Source organism: Salmonella sp. SAL-020 (genome assembly GCF_017372215.1).
GTDB lineage: Bacteria > Pseudomonadota > Gammaproteobacteria > Enterobacterales > Enterobacteriaceae > Salmonella > Salmonella enterica.
The window spans coordinates 1,472,618-1,489,286 of sequence record NZ_CP071690.1 but is presented as its reverse complement, the minus strand read 5'-3'; the positions used below and the strand labels follow the sequence as shown (position 1 = coordinate 1,489,286).

The following is a 16,669-nucleotide window of genomic DNA, read 5'->3' as shown; positions in this document are numbered from 1 at the left end:
TTAGCGGTCCACATCTGACATAACAAAATCGATACTACCCAGATAGACAATCAGGTCGGAGACCAGGCTACCGCGGATCGCCGAGGGAATCTGCTGCAGGTGCGCAAAGCTCGGCGTGCGCACGCGGGTACGGTAGCTCATAGTGCTGCCGTCGCTGGTCAGGTAGTAACTGTTAATCCCCTTCGTCGCTTCCACCATCTGGAAGGACTCCTGCGCCGGCATCACCGGGCCCCAGGAGACCTGCAGGAAGTGGGTGATCAGGGTTTCGATATGTTGCAGCGTGCGCTCTTTCGGCGGCGGCGTGGTCAGCGGGTGATCCGCTTTGAACGGCCCTTCCGGCATGTTATCGAGGCACTGCTGAAGAATGCGCAGACTCTGGCGCAGCTCTTCCACTTTCAGCATCACGCGGGTATAGCAGTCGGAAACGCCGCCGCCCACCGGCACTTCAAAGTCAAAGTTTTCGTAGCCAGAGTATGGACGCCATTTACGTACGTCGAAGTCGATCCCGGTCGCGCGCAGCCCTGCGCCGGTGGTGCCCCACTCCAGCGCCTCTTTCGCGCCGTAAGCGGCAACGCCCTGCGAACGCCCTTTCAGAATAGTGTTACGCAGCGCGGCTTTCTCGTAAGAATCCAGACGCTTCGGCATCCACTCAAGGAACTCTCGCAGCAGGCGATCCCAACCGCGCGGCAAGTCGTGCGCGACGCCGCCGATACGGAACCAGGCCGGGTGCATACGGAAACCGGTAATGGCTTCCACCAGGTCATAAATTTTCTGCCGGTCGGTAAAGGCAAAGAAGACCGGCGTCATCGCGCCGACGTCCTGAATAAAGGTCGAGATGTACAGCAGATGACTGTTAATGCGGAACAGTTCGGAGAGCATCACGCGGATGACGTTCACACGATCCGGGACGGTGATCCCTGCCAACTTTTCTACCGCCAGCACGTACGGCATTTCATTGACGCAACCACCGAGGTATTCGATACGGTCGGTATAGGGAATGTAGCTATGCCAGGACTGTCGCTCGCCCATTTTTTCGGCGCCGCGGTGGTGATAGCCGATATCCGGCACGCAGTCGACGATTTCTTCACCGTCAAGTTGCAGGATAATACGAAACGCACCGTGCGCAGACGGGTGGTTCGGGCCGAGGTTGAGGAACATAAAGTCCTCGTTGTCAGTCCCGCGCTTCATCCCCCAGTCTTCCGGCTTAAAGGTCAGCGCTTCCATTTCCAGATCCTGCTTGGCTTTGGTCAGCTCAAACGGGTCGAATTCGGTCGCGCGCGCCGGATAATCTTTACGCAGCGGATGGCCTTCCCAGGTTTGCGGCATCATGATGCGCGTCAGGTGCGGGTGGCCTTCGATATCAATACCAAACATCTCCCAGGTCTCACGCTCGTACCAGTTGGCGTTAGGGAAAAGTTTAGTGAAGGTCGGCACGCGCAGGTCGTTTTCAGACAACGCCACCTTGAGCATGATATCGCGATTACGCTCAATGGAAATCAGGTGGTAGAAAACGGAAAAATCCGCGGCGGGTAACCCGTCACGGTGCGTACGCAGGCGTTCATCCATGCCGTGTAAGTCAAACAGCATGACGTAAGGTTTCGGCAGTTTCTTTAAGAAATCGCCAACCTCCAGTAGTTGTTCACGCTTGACCCAAACAACGGGGATACCGGTGCGGGTCGCCTGAACGGTAAAGGCATCCGGCCCAAAACGGTTGCGCAGTTCGCCGATAACCGGATCATCAAGATGATCGCGGGTACTCCATGCAGCGTCTTGCGCGGTTAAGTCGGTCATATTGTTCACCATTGCAAATGGTCCGTGGTGGTCGGCAGTGCTTCGCGCTATTAAAATAGTGGTTAGCGAAGTGAAGTGCTGCTGCCGACAGGCGCAAATTAAATCTCGTCCGGGGTACGCAGGTTCGTGACGGCAATACGCTCGCCGCGTTTACGTTCGCGTTCTGGCTGCATATTGGCGCGATACACGCCCTGATCGCCCACCACCCATGAGAGCGGACGGCGCTCTTTGCCAATCGATTCTTGCAGCAGCATCAACGCCTGCATATACGCTTCCGGACGCGGCGGACAGCCAGGGATATACACATCCACCGGGATGAACTTATCAACGCCCTGCACTACCGAATAAATATCGTACATGCCGCCGGAGTTGGCGCAGGCGCCCATAGAAATGACCCATTTTGGCTCCAGCATTTGGTCATACAGACGCTGAATAACCGGGGCCATTTTGGTAAAGCAGGTCCCGGCCACCACCATCAGGTCAGCCTGACGTGGCGACGCACGCAGCACTTCCGCGCCGAAACGGGCAACGTCATGCACTGCGGTAAAAGAGGTCACCATCTCTACATAGCAGCAAGAAAGGCCGAAGTTGTAGGGCCAAATTGAGTTTTTACGGCCCCAGTTAACCATGTCATGCAGTTTGCCCATGAACACGTTTTTGTTAACTTCCTGCTCCAGGGGGTCGGTTACGATCTCCTGTTTTTGCAGGGGGTAACGGTCATTCTCACCGTTAGGATCTATGCGGGTGAGCGTATAATCCATCTTAATGCCTCGCGGTTAGCGTTGACGATTAGCGATACTGTTCGTTTCCGGGTTCATACGCTCGCGGCGTGAACGCGCGGGCGTCCAGTCCAACGCGCCAATACGCGCCAGATAAACCAGACCAGCCAGTAACACAAAAATAAAAATTGCAGCTTCCACAAAGCCAACCCAGCCGCTTTCGCGGATAGAAGTCGACCATGCGAACAGATACAGCGCTTCAACGTCGAAGATAACGAAGAACATGGCTACCAGGTAAAACTTGGCAGACAGGCGTAAGCGGGCGGTGCCGACCGAGTCGATACCTGATTCAAACGGAACGTTCTTGTGCCTCGCGCGTGCGCGACCGCCCAAAAACCAACCGCCTACCAGCATCAGGCAGCACAGGCCAATGGCAACGATAAGAAAGATAGCGAATGCCCAGTGATGAGCGATGACTTCAGTGGATGTTGACATACTCATTGCTTACTCATCAAAAGTAGCGCCAGTTCCTCTGCTCTTTACGGCAGATGGACGCCACATCGATTCATGGGGAGGAATAAAAAAAACCCTACAATTACTGTAGAAAATGATAAAAACAGCTAATTGATGTGGTTTTTTACTCCTTTCTATAACCTTTTGTCAACTTTAACAAAAGTTCCTTCACATTAATTTACATCAATTCATCATCATTAACATTAAGTGCCATCCTGGAGAAAATGACTCTTCGACCAGGGGGGATTTTATGTTGTTGAATCGTGTCCGTTGTGAAGCAAAAGAAATAACACACACCTATTTTGACAGGAATTTGTGAAGATGCCTCCCCCTAAATGGGAGTATTTTCTTGATCTGTGACACGCTTTTGTTAATTCACCCCCTAAAACAGCAACAATTTCTCTAGTTTTTTAACATGCAAATTCATAAAATGGATGTTCTGGTTATTTTTTACCCACATTGAACTGCGAATCGCTACTGGCTGATTTACCGCAACTTTTACAATTTGTGCGGTTAAGCGCGTACAGATGGGCACAAAAAAAGAGCCACTGAGCGTTTTTTCATCGCCAGCGGCTCTTTTTTACATTTACGACTTAGCGCCTTTTGCCTGCGAGCTACTCAAAACCCCCTTCCACCATCAGCGGATCATCTCCGCCCTCTGCAGAAAACTGGTTGTAATGCCATGGGTTTTGATAGCTTTCCATCGCATGGAAAATCACCATCGCCAGCTCGTTCTGGCTATTGGGATCGCGGCACAACAGATATTCCGTATCCGGCAAAGGCGGTAATCCGTCTGCGGCGCCCAGCACGCGAAGGTCGGGACTCATCATTTCGACAGGTCGAGCCGTTACGCCAAGACCGGCTTTAACGGCCGCGCGTACCGCCGGTAATGTAGACGCCACATAGGCCAGCCGCCAGGGAATACCCGCTGCATTTAGCGTCTCCAGCACCATATCGCGGAATGGACTGGGATCGTCCAGCAGGACTAGTGGTACGGGCTCTCCCCTTTGCAAAACATACTCAGCCGCACAATACCAATGGGTGGGCGAGGTCCGCAAATTCAGACAGTCCAGCGAATGAGGTTGGTTAGTCGTCACCACCAAATCTACTTCCTGCGATTTAACCATGTCCACCATATAGGCGTTGCGTTTTACCCGTACATCAAGCGCGAGTTTCGGATAAACCGAGCTGATTCGGCTAAGCAAAAAAGGCAGGATAGTATCAGCTGATTCATCAGAAGCGCCGATTGTTAACACTCCCTGAAGATTACTGAACATTAATGATGAACACGCCTCATCATTAAAACGCAGGATTTTTCTGGCGTACCCCAGAAGCTGGATACCGTGTTCGGTCAAAAGTTTGTTACGACCATGGCGGGCGAACAATTCCTTTCCCACGAGTTGCTCAAGACGCTGCATTTGCTGACTGACCGCAGACTGAGTACGACATACCGCCGCCGCCGCCGCGGCGAAGGTGTTCAGATCGGCAACGGCCACGAACGTTCTCAGCAGATCGAGATCGAGGTTAATTATCGGACGATTTGCATTTATCATAATTTTTCACTTACTGGCGGGTCATATCGGGCTGACCTGGTTAATGCTGTGCATTCAGAAACAAGCAATTCCATTTGTAATGTGCATCCTTCGCAGTACCGCCTGGTTACCCAGGTAAATGTTAGAATGTAATTGAAAATACGACCAAAACACTTCTCTTACTTACTGATATAATACCAAATGCAACCGATCTGGATATATCAAAGAGAATGTGTCATACCTTTAGGCGTCTACAGATTTCTGCTAATGATGGACGTGTAAATCTTGTAACAGCGTCAAATAGTTTACCGAGACGCACAGATACAAAAACAATATATTGAACAATAGGTTATGTATAAAATCGCGTCATGATAATTAGCAGACAACGCAGACTACGCCCCCGTTTCGGATCATTATCTTAACCTAAAACCGCTATATTTATAAGTATTATTACGAATAATCTTAACCTGGGATATGTTATACTAATCGGACCAGAAAGATATTATTACGACTTTAGTAAATGCTTTTTAAATATTAAATAATAATTAATTAAGATTTCTACCATTCATTAATTATACTTAACAATAGTTTCACACCCCCCGCCGCCGGAAAGGTCTAACCTTCTCATTTTACCTTTAATACTCAGTATTTCCGAAATAGCCGACGCGACACTAATGATGAATGCTTATCTCTCATAAAACAGATAATTTCTGACAACATAAAAAACCACATTACGCGCAATCACATAGAATAAAACACTATACATACAAACAAAAATAGAAAATACATCTAACCAAATGATTTTATGAAGTTTTAAACAGCACGAAAGCGCGTTAAAAATAAACAAAATCTTCTTCTGTTCACTCTTCAAAACTCACCGTCGTGGGAGTACATTGTTTCGTGCTGACTTCCACGGCAGGGAGTGGCAATAACAGCTAAAAGGTCAAGATTCATGTCCCCCATTGAAAAATCCAGCAAACTCGAAAATGTCTGTTATGACATTCGTGGCCCCGTTCTGAAAGAAGCGAAACGCCTTGAGGAAGAAGGTAATAAAGTTCTTAAACTGAATATCGGCAACCCCGCCCCCTTCGGATTCGAAGCGCCGGACGAAATTCTGGTCGATGTCATTCGTAATTTGCCGACGGCGCAAGGATATTGCGACTCGAAAGGGCTTTATTCTGCCCGTAAAGCGATTATGCAACATTATCAGGCCCGTGGAATGCGCGATGTAACCGTGGAAGATATCTATATCGGTAACGGCGTTTCCGAGCTGATCGTTCAGGCGATGCAGGCGTTGCTTAACAGTGGCGATGAAATGCTGGTTCCCGCGCCCGATTATCCGTTATGGACAGCGGCGGTATCGCTCTCCAGCGGCAAGGCGGTACATTATCTTTGCGATGAATCTTCCGACTGGTTCCCGGACCTTGACGATATCCGCGCCAAAATCACCCCACGTACGCGTGGTATTGTCATTATTAATCCAAACAACCCTACTGGCGCCGTCTATTCTAAAGAATTGTTGATGGAAATTGTCAACATTGCGCGCGAGCATAATCTCATCATCTTCGCCGATGAAATTTATGACAAGATTCTCTATGACGATGCCGAGCATCACTCTATCGCCGCACTGGCACCTGATCTGCTGACCATCACCTTTAATGGGTTGTCTAAAACCTATCGCGTCGCCGGCTTCCGCCAGGGCTGGATGGTGCTGAACGGGCCGAAAAAACATGCGAAGGGCTATATTGAAGGGCTGGAGATGTTAGCCTCAATGCGCCTGTGCGCCAACGTCCCGGCGCAACATGCTATTCAGACCGCGCTCGGCGGCTATCAAAGCATTAGCGAATTTATTCTGCCGGGCGGTCGACTGTATGAACAGCGTAACCGCGCCTGGGAGTTGATTAACGATATCCCCGGCGTTTCCTGCGTAAAACCGCGCGGCGCGTTGTACATGTTCCCCAGGATCGACGCTAAACGTTTTAATATTCACGACGACCAGAAGATGGTGCTGGACTTCCTGCTACAGGAAAAGGTGCTGCTGGTGCAAGGTACCGCCTTTAACTGGCCGTGGCCGGATCACTTCCGCATTGTGACGCTACCGCGTGAAGATGACCTGGAGATGGCCATCAACCGTTTTGGGCGTTTCCTCTCAGGTTACCATCAATAATCTTAAATTCAGGCTACTTCGGTAGCCTGAATTGCATCTTCATCACCCTCCCCGCACAATGAAGTCTGCCGCAGTGAAAACAAAAGGTAATCTATGAAGCAGAGCCATTTTTTCGCCCATCTCTCCCGCATGAAGTTGATTAACCGCTGGCCGCTGATGCGTAACGTGCGTACGGAAAACGTCTCCGAACATAGTCTGCAGGTGGCGATGGTCGCCCATGCGTTGGCGGCGATAAAAAACCGTAAATTTGGCGGTCAGCTCAATGCTGAACGCATCGCGCTTCTGGCGATGTATCATGATGCCTCGGAAGTACTGACCGGCGATCTGCCGACGCCGGTAAAATATTTTAATTCCCAGATAGCCCAGGAATATAAAGCGATCGAAAAAATCGCCCAGCAAAAGCTGGTTGATATGGCGCCGGATGAATTACGCGATATTTTCGCACCGCTTATTGATGAGAATGCCTGGAGCGAAGAAGAACAGGCAATCGTAAAACAGGCCGATGCGCTTTGCGCCTACCTGAAATGCCTGGAGGAGCTCTCAGCGGGAAACAATGAGTTTGGACTGGCAAAAACGCGGCTGGAAAAAACGCTGGAATTACGTCGCAGCCAGGAGATGGACTATTTTATGGCGGTGTTCGTACCAAGTTTCCATCTCTCTCTTGACGAGATAAGCCAGGATTCACCGCTTTAAACGGTTTTGCCGGATGGCGACGTCAACGTCTTATCCGGCCTGGACGTAGCGTGATATCCGTAGGCCTGATAAGCGTAGCGCCATCAGGCCTTTTCCTGTCTGGGGTTAAAACGGAAACAACATCGGAATCATCACAATACAAACCGCCATCACAATAAGCGTGAACGGCACGCCAAGCTTCACAAAATCGCTAAAGCTATAGTTTCCCGGCCCCAGAACCAGAGTATTGACCGGCGATGAAACCGGCGTCATAAAGGCGGCGGATGCCGCCATCGCCACCGCCATCGCAAACGGATAGGGCGACACCCCCATCGATTTCGCCGCCGCCAGCGCAATCGGCGCCATCAGCACCGCCGTTGCCGTGTTAGAAATGAACAGTCCTATGACGGCGCACAGCACGAACAGGCATCCCAGCATCATATACGGCCCATAGCCGCCGCCGATATCCATTAATCCTTGCACGACCAGAGAGACGCCGCCGGTTTTTTGCAACGCCAGCGCAAACGGCATCATACCCACAATCAAGATAATACTCGGCCAGTGGATCGCTTTATACGCGCTTTCAGCATCAATACAGCGAAATTTCCCCATCAGCAGGCAGGCGATAATCGCCGCGATCGGGTTGGGAATTTCATCGGTCAACATCAGCGCCACCATCAGTACCAGGCAGAAAATGGCGTGCGGCGCCTGGCTGTGCGCAGGAGAGGCTTCGCTGACCTCGACCGGCATATTCAGCACCACAAAGTCGCGGCCTTTTTGCCCCAGCAGGCTGATTAACTTCCAGTTCCCCACGACCAGAATGATATCGCCCATCAATAACGGTTCATCGGCCAGCGACCCTTCCAGCGCGACGCCGTCGCGTTTCAGGCCGACCATATTCAGCCCGTAACGTGTACGGAAGGCGATTTCACGCACCGACTTGCCTATCAGTTCAGACTCCGGAATAAGCGAAATTTCCGCCATGCCAACATCCAACGCCTGATCGGAAAAATATTCTCCACGCAATACCATCGGTTCCAGCAGTTGCTCGGCGCAGAACTCTCTGAGGTCAACCTCCGCCGCCGACATATCAATCAGCAGAACGTCGCGAGCGCGAAACTCCGATACGCCGTTCACATTGACGATAACCCGCCGAAAGCGCCGCCAGCGTTCAACGCCGATGACATTGGCGCCGTAACGTTCGCGCAGTTTAAGGTCGTCCAGCCGCTGTCCCACCATTGGCGAACCGGGGCGAATCGCCAGACGGCGAGCGCGCCCCGTCAGACGGTACTCGCGGATAAGATCGCGGAAAGTGCGCCGCTTACCGGCCTGTTGTCCGGGCGCATCGCCTTTTAGCATGAAGCGCATCACCAGCATATAAACAATGCCGAGCGCCAACACCACTATCCCCAGCGGCGTCACGCTAAAAAAGTTGAACCCGTGCAGGCCTTCACGCAGCAGTTCACTGTTAACCACCAGGTTCGGCGGCGTCGCCACCAGCGTCATCATTCCGCTGATAAGCCCGGCAAAACTCAGCGGCATCATCAGGCGCGAAGGCGAGGTCTGCATATGCATAGAAACGCTAAGAACAACGGGGATAAAGATCGCCACCACGCCGGTTGAACTCATGAAAGCGCCAAGTCCGGCGACGGTGATCATCAGTAAAACCAGCATTTTGATTTCACTGCTGCCCGCCATTTTAACCAGCCAGGTACCGACCACCGTCGCAACGCCGGTGCGCACGAGGCCGTCGCCAATAATAAATAAGGCGGCGATAAGAATGACATTCGGATCGCTAAAGCCGGAGAAGGCTTCCGGAAGGGTCAAGGTACCGCTAAGGACAAAAGCAACAATGACGAATAAAGCCACCGCATCCATACGTACTTTGCCCGTCGCAAACAACACGACGGCAATCGCCAGTAAAGAGAGAACCCAAATCAATTCACCGTTCACAACATATCCTTGTCAGATGAGAAGATAACGCGATTCTGCCATAAATATGCCCCGCCAAAGCGGGGCGATATCATGATCACGTCTTTCTTAACACCACCACATCGCCGTTTGGTTGTTTAGCGACCGATAATTGCGTCAGGCTATCCAACGCAAAATCAACATCCGCCAGACGCGGCGTGTCGGCCGGCGCATTGACCGCAATGACGTGGCAGCCCGCAGCCAGCCCGGACAGCACGCCAGCCGGGGCATCTTCTACTACGACGCACTCCTGAGGGGCCAGGCCAAGCAGTTGTGCGCCCAGCAAATACGCATCCGGCTCCGGTTTGCCGCGTTTGACTCGTTCGGCGGTGACAAACACCTCTGGCGCTGGAAGGCCCGCGACCTGATGGCGCGCACGCGCGACCGGCATTGAACCGGAGGTGACGATAGCCCACGGAATGCCCGCTTTATTCAGGTGATTGAGTAAATCGACTGCCCCCGGCAACGCGGTGATCCCTGCGGTTTCAGTGGCTTCTATTTGCTCCAGGCGCGTAAACTCAGCGGCAATTTCCGCCTCCGATTTACCCGCCATAAAATGCCGCAACGAGGTGATCGCCTGTTTGCCATGAATAAAGCCCAGCACCTCATCATGAGCAAGGTTAAAACGATCGGCCCAGCTACACCACGCGCGTTCGACGGCAGGTAATGAGTCAACCAACGTTCCATCCAGATCAAACAGAAAACCTTTACACTGCACGCGAGCCTCCTCAGGCATTAATGATTTGATTGATTTCATTCGCGCTCAGGTGGTACTGACGCGGGCAGGCATGCCAGACATTCAACATCCGCTGGTATTTTTCCCACATCGGCGTCTGGGCATTAAAGCCGTGTGTCCCGGCGTCAAAGTGAGTGTAGCGTCCTTCTATATTCACCATAAAACGGACATAGCCGAGGTAGCGCGCTTCCGTCGCGGCGTCAAACCCCAGGAAGGTGACGCGACGTTCGTCGATGGCTTGCGTATCTTTGAGGTTGGTCCAGGAGACGTGCAGCGCATGGTACATCTCCATAATATCGATGATGGTACGGCAGGTCTCTTCCGTCAGCTCGCCAAACTCGCGATCCAGCTCGCGCATCTGCAGGCCGTAGCCGCGTTCAATAATTGTTTGTAAGCGACGGTAACGCTCGGCGTTGGTGGGATCGAGCATCGTCATCATTTTGTACTGGTTAGACAAAATCAGACGTTGCGCGTTGGTCATTTCCATTTTGAACTCCTGTATCACGCTATGGCGATGAAAAAAAGAAGGCATTGGTATGCCTTCTTTTATATGCGTAATCCGGGGTCAATTACAAATCATCCAGGAAAGTTTTATCCAGTTGTTTGAAGGCGCGCTTAAGCGTGTCAGCTAATGCCTGGTAATCCGGCTTTCCTTCTACCGGCGCCAGCGCTTGTCCAGCCTCCTGCAATTTACCGCGAACTTCGTAAAACCAGTTAAGGATTGAAGGCGGCAACGGCGTCACGGAACGTTTCCCTAACCACCATAATCCCTGCATAGGCAAGCTCAGGGCGAACAGGGCGGTCGCCACGGCCGGACCTAACTGACCGCCCAGCGCTATCTGCCAGCATAATGTAAAGACGGCGACAGGCGGCATAAATCGTATGGCATAGCGCGTCATACGAATGACGCGGTTTTCGACGAAAACGGGCGCCAGCCGCTTTTCCATCGGCCACGTCTTCGCGTAGTGCTGCCCCCGGCGAAATAAGCTAAAAAAATTTACGGAGCGATTATCCGGTGTCGACATGGCCTACCTCAACTTCACATATAAAATTTAAAAAATTTGTGCAAAACAACAACTGCGAGGGACAACGTTCAAAACATTTTGTCTTCGATACCCACTATCAGGTATCCTGTGTCGGCCTGTCAAAGGCCGGTAGTTTAAAATCATTGAGTCGTCAATATTACACATAGTATGCCATTGGCTGAAAAATACGCAAAATGGCATAGACTCAAAGGTATTTCTTCCATCATGCCCAAAAAAACTCCTGCGCATGATGTTAATCATAAATGTCAGGGCTATCATGCGCTACGCTCTATGGCTCACTGACGTTTTTTTAGCCACGTATCATAAATAGGTACTTCCATGTCGAGTAAGTTAGTACTGGTTCTGAACTGCGGTAGTTCTTCACTGAAATTTGCAATTATTGATGCAGTTAATGGTGATGAATACCTTTCTGGTTTAGCCGAATGTTTCCATCTGCCAGAAGCACGCATCAAATGGAAAATGGACGGCAGTAAACAAGAAGCGGCTTTAGGTGCAGGCGCCGCTCACAGTGAAGCGCTGAACTTTATCGTTAACACTATTCTGGCACAAAAACCAGAACTGTCTGCGCAGTTAACTGCAATTGGTCACCGTATCGTACACGGCGGCGAGAAGTATACCAGTTCCGTAGTCATTGATGAGTCCGTCATTCAGGGCATCAAAGATTCCGCCTCTTTCGCACCGCTGCATAACCCGGCTCACCTGATTGGTATCGCCGAAGCGCTGAAATCTTTCCCGCAGCTGAAAGATAAAAACGTTGCAGTATTCGACACCGCCTTCCATCAGACCATGCCGGAAGAATCTTACCTGTATGCCCTGCCGTACAGCCTGTATAAAGAACACGGCGTTCGTCGCTATGGCGCACACGGCACCAGCCACTTCTATGTAACTCAGGAAGCGGCAAAAATGCTGAACAAGCCGGTAGAAGAACTGAACATTATCACCTGCCACTTGGGCAACGGCGGTTCTGTTTCCGCTATCCGTAACGGTAAATGCGTGGATACCTCTATGGGTCTGACCCCGCTGGAAGGCCTGGTCATGGGTACCCGTTCCGGCGATATCGACCCTGCGATTATCTTCCACCTGCACGACACTCTGGGTATGAGCGTGGATCAGATCAACAAAATGCTGACCAAAGAGTCCGGTCTGCTGGGTCTGACTGAAGTGACCAGCGACTGCCGTTATGTTGAAGACAACTACGCCACCAAAGAAGACGCAAAACGTGCGATGGACGTTTACTGCCACCGCCTGGCGAAGTACATCGGTTCTTACACCGCTCTGATGGACGGTCGTCTGGATGCAGTCGTGTTCACCGGCGGTATCGGTGAAAACGCCGCGATGGTTCGCGAACTGTCTCTGGGTAAACTGGGCGTGCTGGGCTTTGAAGTCGACCACGAACGTAACCTGGCGGCCCGCTTCGGCAAATCTGGTTTCATCAACAAAGAAGGTACCCGTCCGGCGGTGGTGATCCCAACCAACGAAGAACTGGTTATCGCGCAGGACGCGAGCCGTCTGACTGCCTGATTTCACACCGCCAGCCTCGCTGGCGGTGCTGTTTTGTAACCCGTCCCCAAAAGACGGTAACGAAAGAGGATAAACCGTGTCCCGTATTATTATGCTGATCCCTACCGGAACCAGCGTCGGCCTGACCAGCGTCAGCCTCGGCGTCATCCGTGCTATGGAACGCAAAGGCGTTCGTCTGAGCGTCTTTAAGCCTATCGCCCAGCCTCGCGCTGGCGGCGATGCGCCTGACCAGACCACCACTATCGTTCGCGCGAACTCTACCCTGCCGGCGGCTGAACCGCTGAAGATGAGCCACGTTGAATCTCTGCTCTCCAGCAACCAGAAAGACGTGCTGATGGAAGAGATCATCGCGAACTACCATGCGAATACCAAAGACGCGGAGGTGGTGCTGGTTGAAGGTCTGGTTCCGACCCGTAAACATCAGTTCGCTCAGTCTCTGAACTATGAAATCGCGAAAACGCTGAATGCGGAAATCGTTTTTGTCATGTCTCAGGGTACCGACACGCCAGAACAGCTGAACGAGCGTATCGAACTGACGCGCAGCAGCTTCGGCGGCGCGAAAAACACCAACATCACCGGCGTTATCATCAACAAACTGAATGCACCGGTTGATGAACAAGGTCGTACTCGCCCGGATCTGTCGGAGATTTTTGACGACTCTTCCAAAGCGCAGGTGATCAAAATCGATCCTGCTAAACTGCAGGAATCCAGCCCGCTGCCGGTTCTGGGCGCGGTGCCGTGGAGCTTCGACCTGATTGCGACCCGCGCTATCGATATGGCGCGTCACCTGAACGCCACCATCATTAACGAAGGCGATATCAAAACCCGCCGAGTTAAATCCGTCACTTTCTGCGCGCGTAGTATTCCGCATATGCTGGAACATTTCCGCGCAGGCTCGTTGTTAGTGACCTCCGCTGACCGTCCGGACGTACTGGTCGCAGCTTGCCTGGCCGCGATGAACGGCGTAGAAATCGGCGCCCTGTTGCTGACCGGCGGCTATGAAATGGACGCACGCATTTCTAAACTGTGCGAACGCGCATTCGCCACCGGTCTGCCGGTCTTTATGGTGAACACCAACACCTGGCAGACTTCGCTGAGCCTGCAAAGCTTCAATCTGGAAGTCCCGGTTGATGACCATGAGCGCATCGAGAAAGTTCAGGAATACGTCGCGAACTACGTTAACGCTGAGTGGATCGAGTCGCTGACCGCCACTTCCGAGCGTAGCCGTCGTCTCTCTCCGCCGGCGTTCCGCTACCAACTGACCGAGCTGGCGCGTAAAGCCGGTAAACGCGTAGTGCTGCCGGAAGGCGACGAACCGCGTACCGTCAAAGCGGCGGCAATCTGCGCTGAACGCGGCATCGCCACTTGCGTTCTGCTGGGCAACCCGGATGAAATCAACCGCGTCGCGGCATCTCAGGGCGTTGAGCTGGGCGCAGGTATTGAAATCGTCGATCCGGAAGTGGTGCGTGAAAGCTATGTCGCTCGCCTGGTTGAGCTGCGTAAGAGCAAAGGCATGACCGAACCGGTTGCCCGCGAGCAGCTGGAAGACAACGTGGTGCTCGGCACGCTGATGCTGGAGCAAGACGAAGTCGACGGCCTGGTTTCCGGCGCGGTTCATACCACCGCCAACACCATCCGTCCGCCGCTGCAGCTTATTAAAACGGCGCCGGGTAGCTCCCTGGTCTCTTCTGTGTTCTTTATGCTACTGCCGGAACAGGTTTACGTTTACGGCGACTGCGCAATCAACCCAGACCCGACTGCAGAGCAGCTGGCAGAAATCGCGATTCAGTCTGCGGATTCCGCCATTGCCTTCGGCATCGAACCGCGTGTGGCAATGCTCTCCTACTCCACCGGCACCTCTGGCGCGGGCAGCGACGTAGAGAAAGTACGTGAAGCGACGCGTCTGGCGCAGGAAAAACGTCCTGACCTGATGATCGACGGTCCGTTGCAGTACGACGCCGCGGTCATGGCTGACGTAGCGAAATCCAAAGCGCCGAACTCGCCGGTTGCGGGTCGCGCTACCGTGTTCATTTTCCCGGATCTGAACACCGGTAACACCACCTACAAAGCGGTACAGCGTTCTGCCGACCTGATCTCCATCGGGCCGATGCTGCAGGGTATGCGCAAGCCGGTGAACGACCTGTCCCGTGGCGCACTGGTTGACGATATCGTCTATACCATCGCCCTGACGGCGATCCAGGCTTCCCAACAGCAGCAGTAACAGTAAAAGCTAATGCCGGATGGCGGCGTGAACGCCTTGTCCGGCCTACAGGTGAGATACCGTTGTAGGCCGGATAAGACGCGTTAGCATCGCCATCCGGCATTCTGCTATTTACCCTGCAAAGCGGAATTTTTTGCTTAACTGCGCTGCATCAATGAATAACTATTCCCTTCTTCTCATACTTAGCCTCTTTGCTTTGCAACAGGGATAGTCTGTCATGTCTGTCGTTACAGAATCAAAAACAGCCAGAAAATGGGCAATGCCCGATACGCTGGTCATCATCTTTTTTGTCGCCATTTTAACCAGTATCGCCACCTGGGTCGTACCCGTTGGGATGTTTGATAGCCAGGAAGTGCAGTATCAGGTCGATGGTCAGACAAAAACCCGCAAAGTCGTCGACCCGCACTCTTTTCGCATTGTGACCAATGAGGCCGGGGAAGCGCAGTATCATCGCGTACAATTTTTCACTACCGGCGATGAAAGACCAGGGCTGATGAATTTTCCGTTTGAAGGGTTAACATCCGGATCGAAATTCGGCACTGCCGTCGGCATCATTATGTTTATGTTGGTGATTGGCGGCGCATTCGGCATCGTGATGCGTACCGGCACCGTGGATAACGGCATTCTGGCGCTTATTCGCCACACGCGGGGCAACGAAGTCCTGTTTATTCCGGTGCTATTTGTCCTCTTTTCGTTAGGGGGCGCCGTATTTGGCATGGGCGAAGAGGCGGTCGCCTTTGCAATTATCATAGCCCCGCTGATGGTCAGGCTGGGCTATGACAGCATTACCACCGTCCTGGTGACCTATATCGCCACCCAAATTGGCTTTGCCAGTTCGTGGATGAACCCTTTCTGCGTAGTCGTCGCCCAGGGGATTGCCGGCGTGCCGGTACTTTCCGGCTCCGGGCTGCGTATTGTGGTCTGGATTGTCGCCACGCTGATTGGGCTGGTTTTTACACTGGTCTACGCCTCACGCGTGAAAAAGAATCCGCTGCTGTCCCGCGTCCACGAATCCGATCGCTATTTCCGCGAACAGCAGGATGAAGTCGTCCAGCGCCCTTTCACCTTCGGTGACTGGCTGGTACTGCTGGTCCTGACCGGCGTAATGATTTGGGTCGTCTGGGGCGTGATTGTCCACGCCTGGTTTATTCCGGAGATCGCCAGCCAGTTTTTCACCATGGGCGTGGTGATCGGCCTCATCGGCGTTATCTTCCGCCTCAACGGTATGACGGTCAACGTGATGGCGTCCTCATTCACCGAAGGGGCGAGGATGATGATCGCGCCCGCCTTGCTGGTGGGTTTTGCTAAAGGCATTCTGCTGCTGGTCGGCAACGGTGAAGCCGGGGAACCCAGCGTGCTCAATACGCTGCTTAACAGTATCGCGCATGGCATCAGCGGGCTTAATAATGCTATCGCCGCCTGGTTTATGCTGCTCTTCCAGGCGGTATTTAATTTCTTTGTCACGTCCGGTTCGGGTCAGGCGGCGTTAACCATGCCATTACTGGCGCCGCTCGGCGATCTGGTCGGTGTTAACCGTCAGGTGACTGTTCTGGCCTTCCAGTTTGGCGATGGCTTCAGCCATATTATCTATCCGACATCAGCCTCGCTGATGGCCACGCTGGGCGTGTGCCGGGTCGATTTTCGCAACTGGCTGAAAGTGGGAGCGTCGCTGCTGGGACTACTGTTTATTATGTCCAGCGTGGTCGTCATTGGCGCGCAGATGATGGGATATCATTAATCCAAAATGCCGGATGAGCATCAGCGCCATCCGGCAATATCT

The 16,669-nt window shown here is 52.6% G+C and carries 14 protein-coding genes; 5 read left to right on the top strand and 9 right to left on the bottom strand.

The window, feature by feature from the left end; genetic code table 11:
* The 5 genes from nuoC to lrhA form a co-directional block, all read right to left on the bottom strand.
* Positions 1-1,803 carry an NADH-quinone oxidoreductase subunit C/D gene (gene nuoC / locus J1G48_RS07030; RefSeq protein ID WP_000247855.1) on the bottom strand — a complete coding sequence of 601 codons (1,803 nt, stop codon included), beginning with the start codon at positions 1,801-1,803 and terminating at the stop codon, positions 1-3.
* A gap of 86 nt (positions 1,804-1,889) precedes the next feature.
* On the bottom strand, positions 1,890-2,552 hold the full coding sequence (gene nuoB, locus J1G48_RS07025) for an NADH-quinone oxidoreductase subunit NuoB (protein ID WP_000386728.1): 663 nt from the start codon (positions 2,550-2,552) through the stop codon (positions 1,890-1,892).
* A 15-nt stretch (positions 2,553-2,567) separates the two neighbouring features.
* The gene (gene nuoA / locus J1G48_RS07020) at positions 2,568-3,011 is read right to left on the bottom strand and encodes an NADH-quinone oxidoreductase subunit NuoA (RefSeq protein WP_000062993.1); all 444 of its coding nucleotides are present in this window, start codon (positions 3,009-3,011) and stop codon (positions 2,568-2,570) included.
* A gap of 394 nt (positions 3,012-3,405) precedes the next feature.
* Complete coding sequence (locus J1G48_RS07015) at positions 3,406-3,558, bottom strand: hypothetical protein (protein ID WP_001121022.1); 153 nt, start codon at positions 3,556-3,558, stop codon at positions 3,406-3,408.
* A gap of 79 nt (positions 3,559-3,637) precedes the next feature.
* Entirely contained in the window at positions 3,638-4,576 is a 939-nt protein-coding gene (gene lrhA, locus J1G48_RS07010) for a transcriptional regulator LrhA (protein WP_000606288.1), read from the bottom strand.
* Between the two features lie 931 nt (positions 4,577-5,507).
* Between lrhA and alaA the strand changes: the two genes are divergently transcribed.
* Complete coding sequence (gene alaA / locus J1G48_RS07005) at positions 5,508-6,722, top strand: alanine transaminase AlaA (RefSeq protein ID WP_000074540.1); 1,215 nt, start codon at positions 5,508-5,510, stop codon at positions 6,720-6,722.
* Positions 6,723-6,815: 93 nt separating this feature from the next.
* Positions 6,816-7,415: a 5'-deoxynucleotidase gene (gene yfbR / locus J1G48_RS07000; protein ID WP_000813882.1), complete on the top strand. Its 600-nt coding sequence runs from the start codon at positions 6,816-6,818 to the stop codon at positions 7,413-7,415.
* Between the two features lie 105 nt (positions 7,416-7,520).
* Here yfbR and J1G48_RS06995 read toward each other — a convergent pair whose 3' ends face one another.
* The 4 genes from J1G48_RS06995 to yfbV all read right to left on the bottom strand — a co-directional run bounded on the left by J1G48_RS06995 (position 7,521) and on the right by yfbV (position 11,126).
* Positions 7,521-9,347, bottom strand: a complete 1,827-nt coding sequence (locus J1G48_RS06995) for an SLC13 family permease (RefSeq protein WP_001012854.1) — start codon at positions 9,345-9,347, stop codon at positions 7,521-7,523.
* Positions 9,348-9,423: 76 nt separating this feature from the next.
* Positions 9,424-10,101, bottom strand: coding sequence for a sugar phosphatase (locus J1G48_RS06990; protein WP_001555201.1), 678 nt, complete (start codon positions 10,099-10,101; stop codon positions 9,424-9,426).
* A complete protein-coding gene (locus J1G48_RS06985) occupies positions 10,094-10,588 on the bottom strand; it encodes a YfbU family protein (RefSeq protein ID WP_000426135.1) in 495 nt (164 codons plus the stop codon). The genes J1G48_RS06990 and J1G48_RS06985 overlap by 8 nt, the downstream gene beginning before the upstream one ends.
* Before the next feature lie 82 nt (positions 10,589-10,670).
* The gene (yfbV, locus tag J1G48_RS06980; protein WP_000106617.1) at positions 10,671-11,126 is read right to left on the bottom strand and encodes a terminus macrodomain insulation protein YfbV; all 456 of its coding nucleotides are present in this window, start codon (positions 11,124-11,126) and stop codon (positions 10,671-10,673) included.
* Between the two features lie 339 nt (positions 11,127-11,465).
* Here yfbV and ackA point away from each other — a divergent pair, with 339 nt between their 5' ends.
* From ackA to yfcC, 3 genes are all read left to right on the top strand, one after another.
* Entirely contained in the window at positions 11,466-12,668 is a 1,203-nt protein-coding gene (gene ackA, locus J1G48_RS06975) for an acetate kinase (RefSeq protein WP_000095689.1), read from the top strand.
* Positions 12,669-12,744: 76 nt separating this feature from the next.
* Positions 12,745-14,889, top strand: a complete 2,145-nt coding sequence (gene pta, locus J1G48_RS06970; protein WP_000086692.1) for a phosphate acetyltransferase — start codon at positions 12,745-12,747, stop codon at positions 14,887-14,889.
* 217 nt (positions 14,890-15,106) lie between these two features.
* Positions 15,107-16,627 carry a putative basic amino acid antiporter YfcC gene (yfcC, locus tag J1G48_RS06965; RefSeq protein ID WP_000117932.1) on the top strand — a complete coding sequence of 507 codons (1,521 nt, stop codon included), beginning with the start codon at positions 15,107-15,109 and terminating at the stop codon, positions 16,625-16,627.
* Positions 16,628-16,669 lie beyond the last annotated feature (42 nt).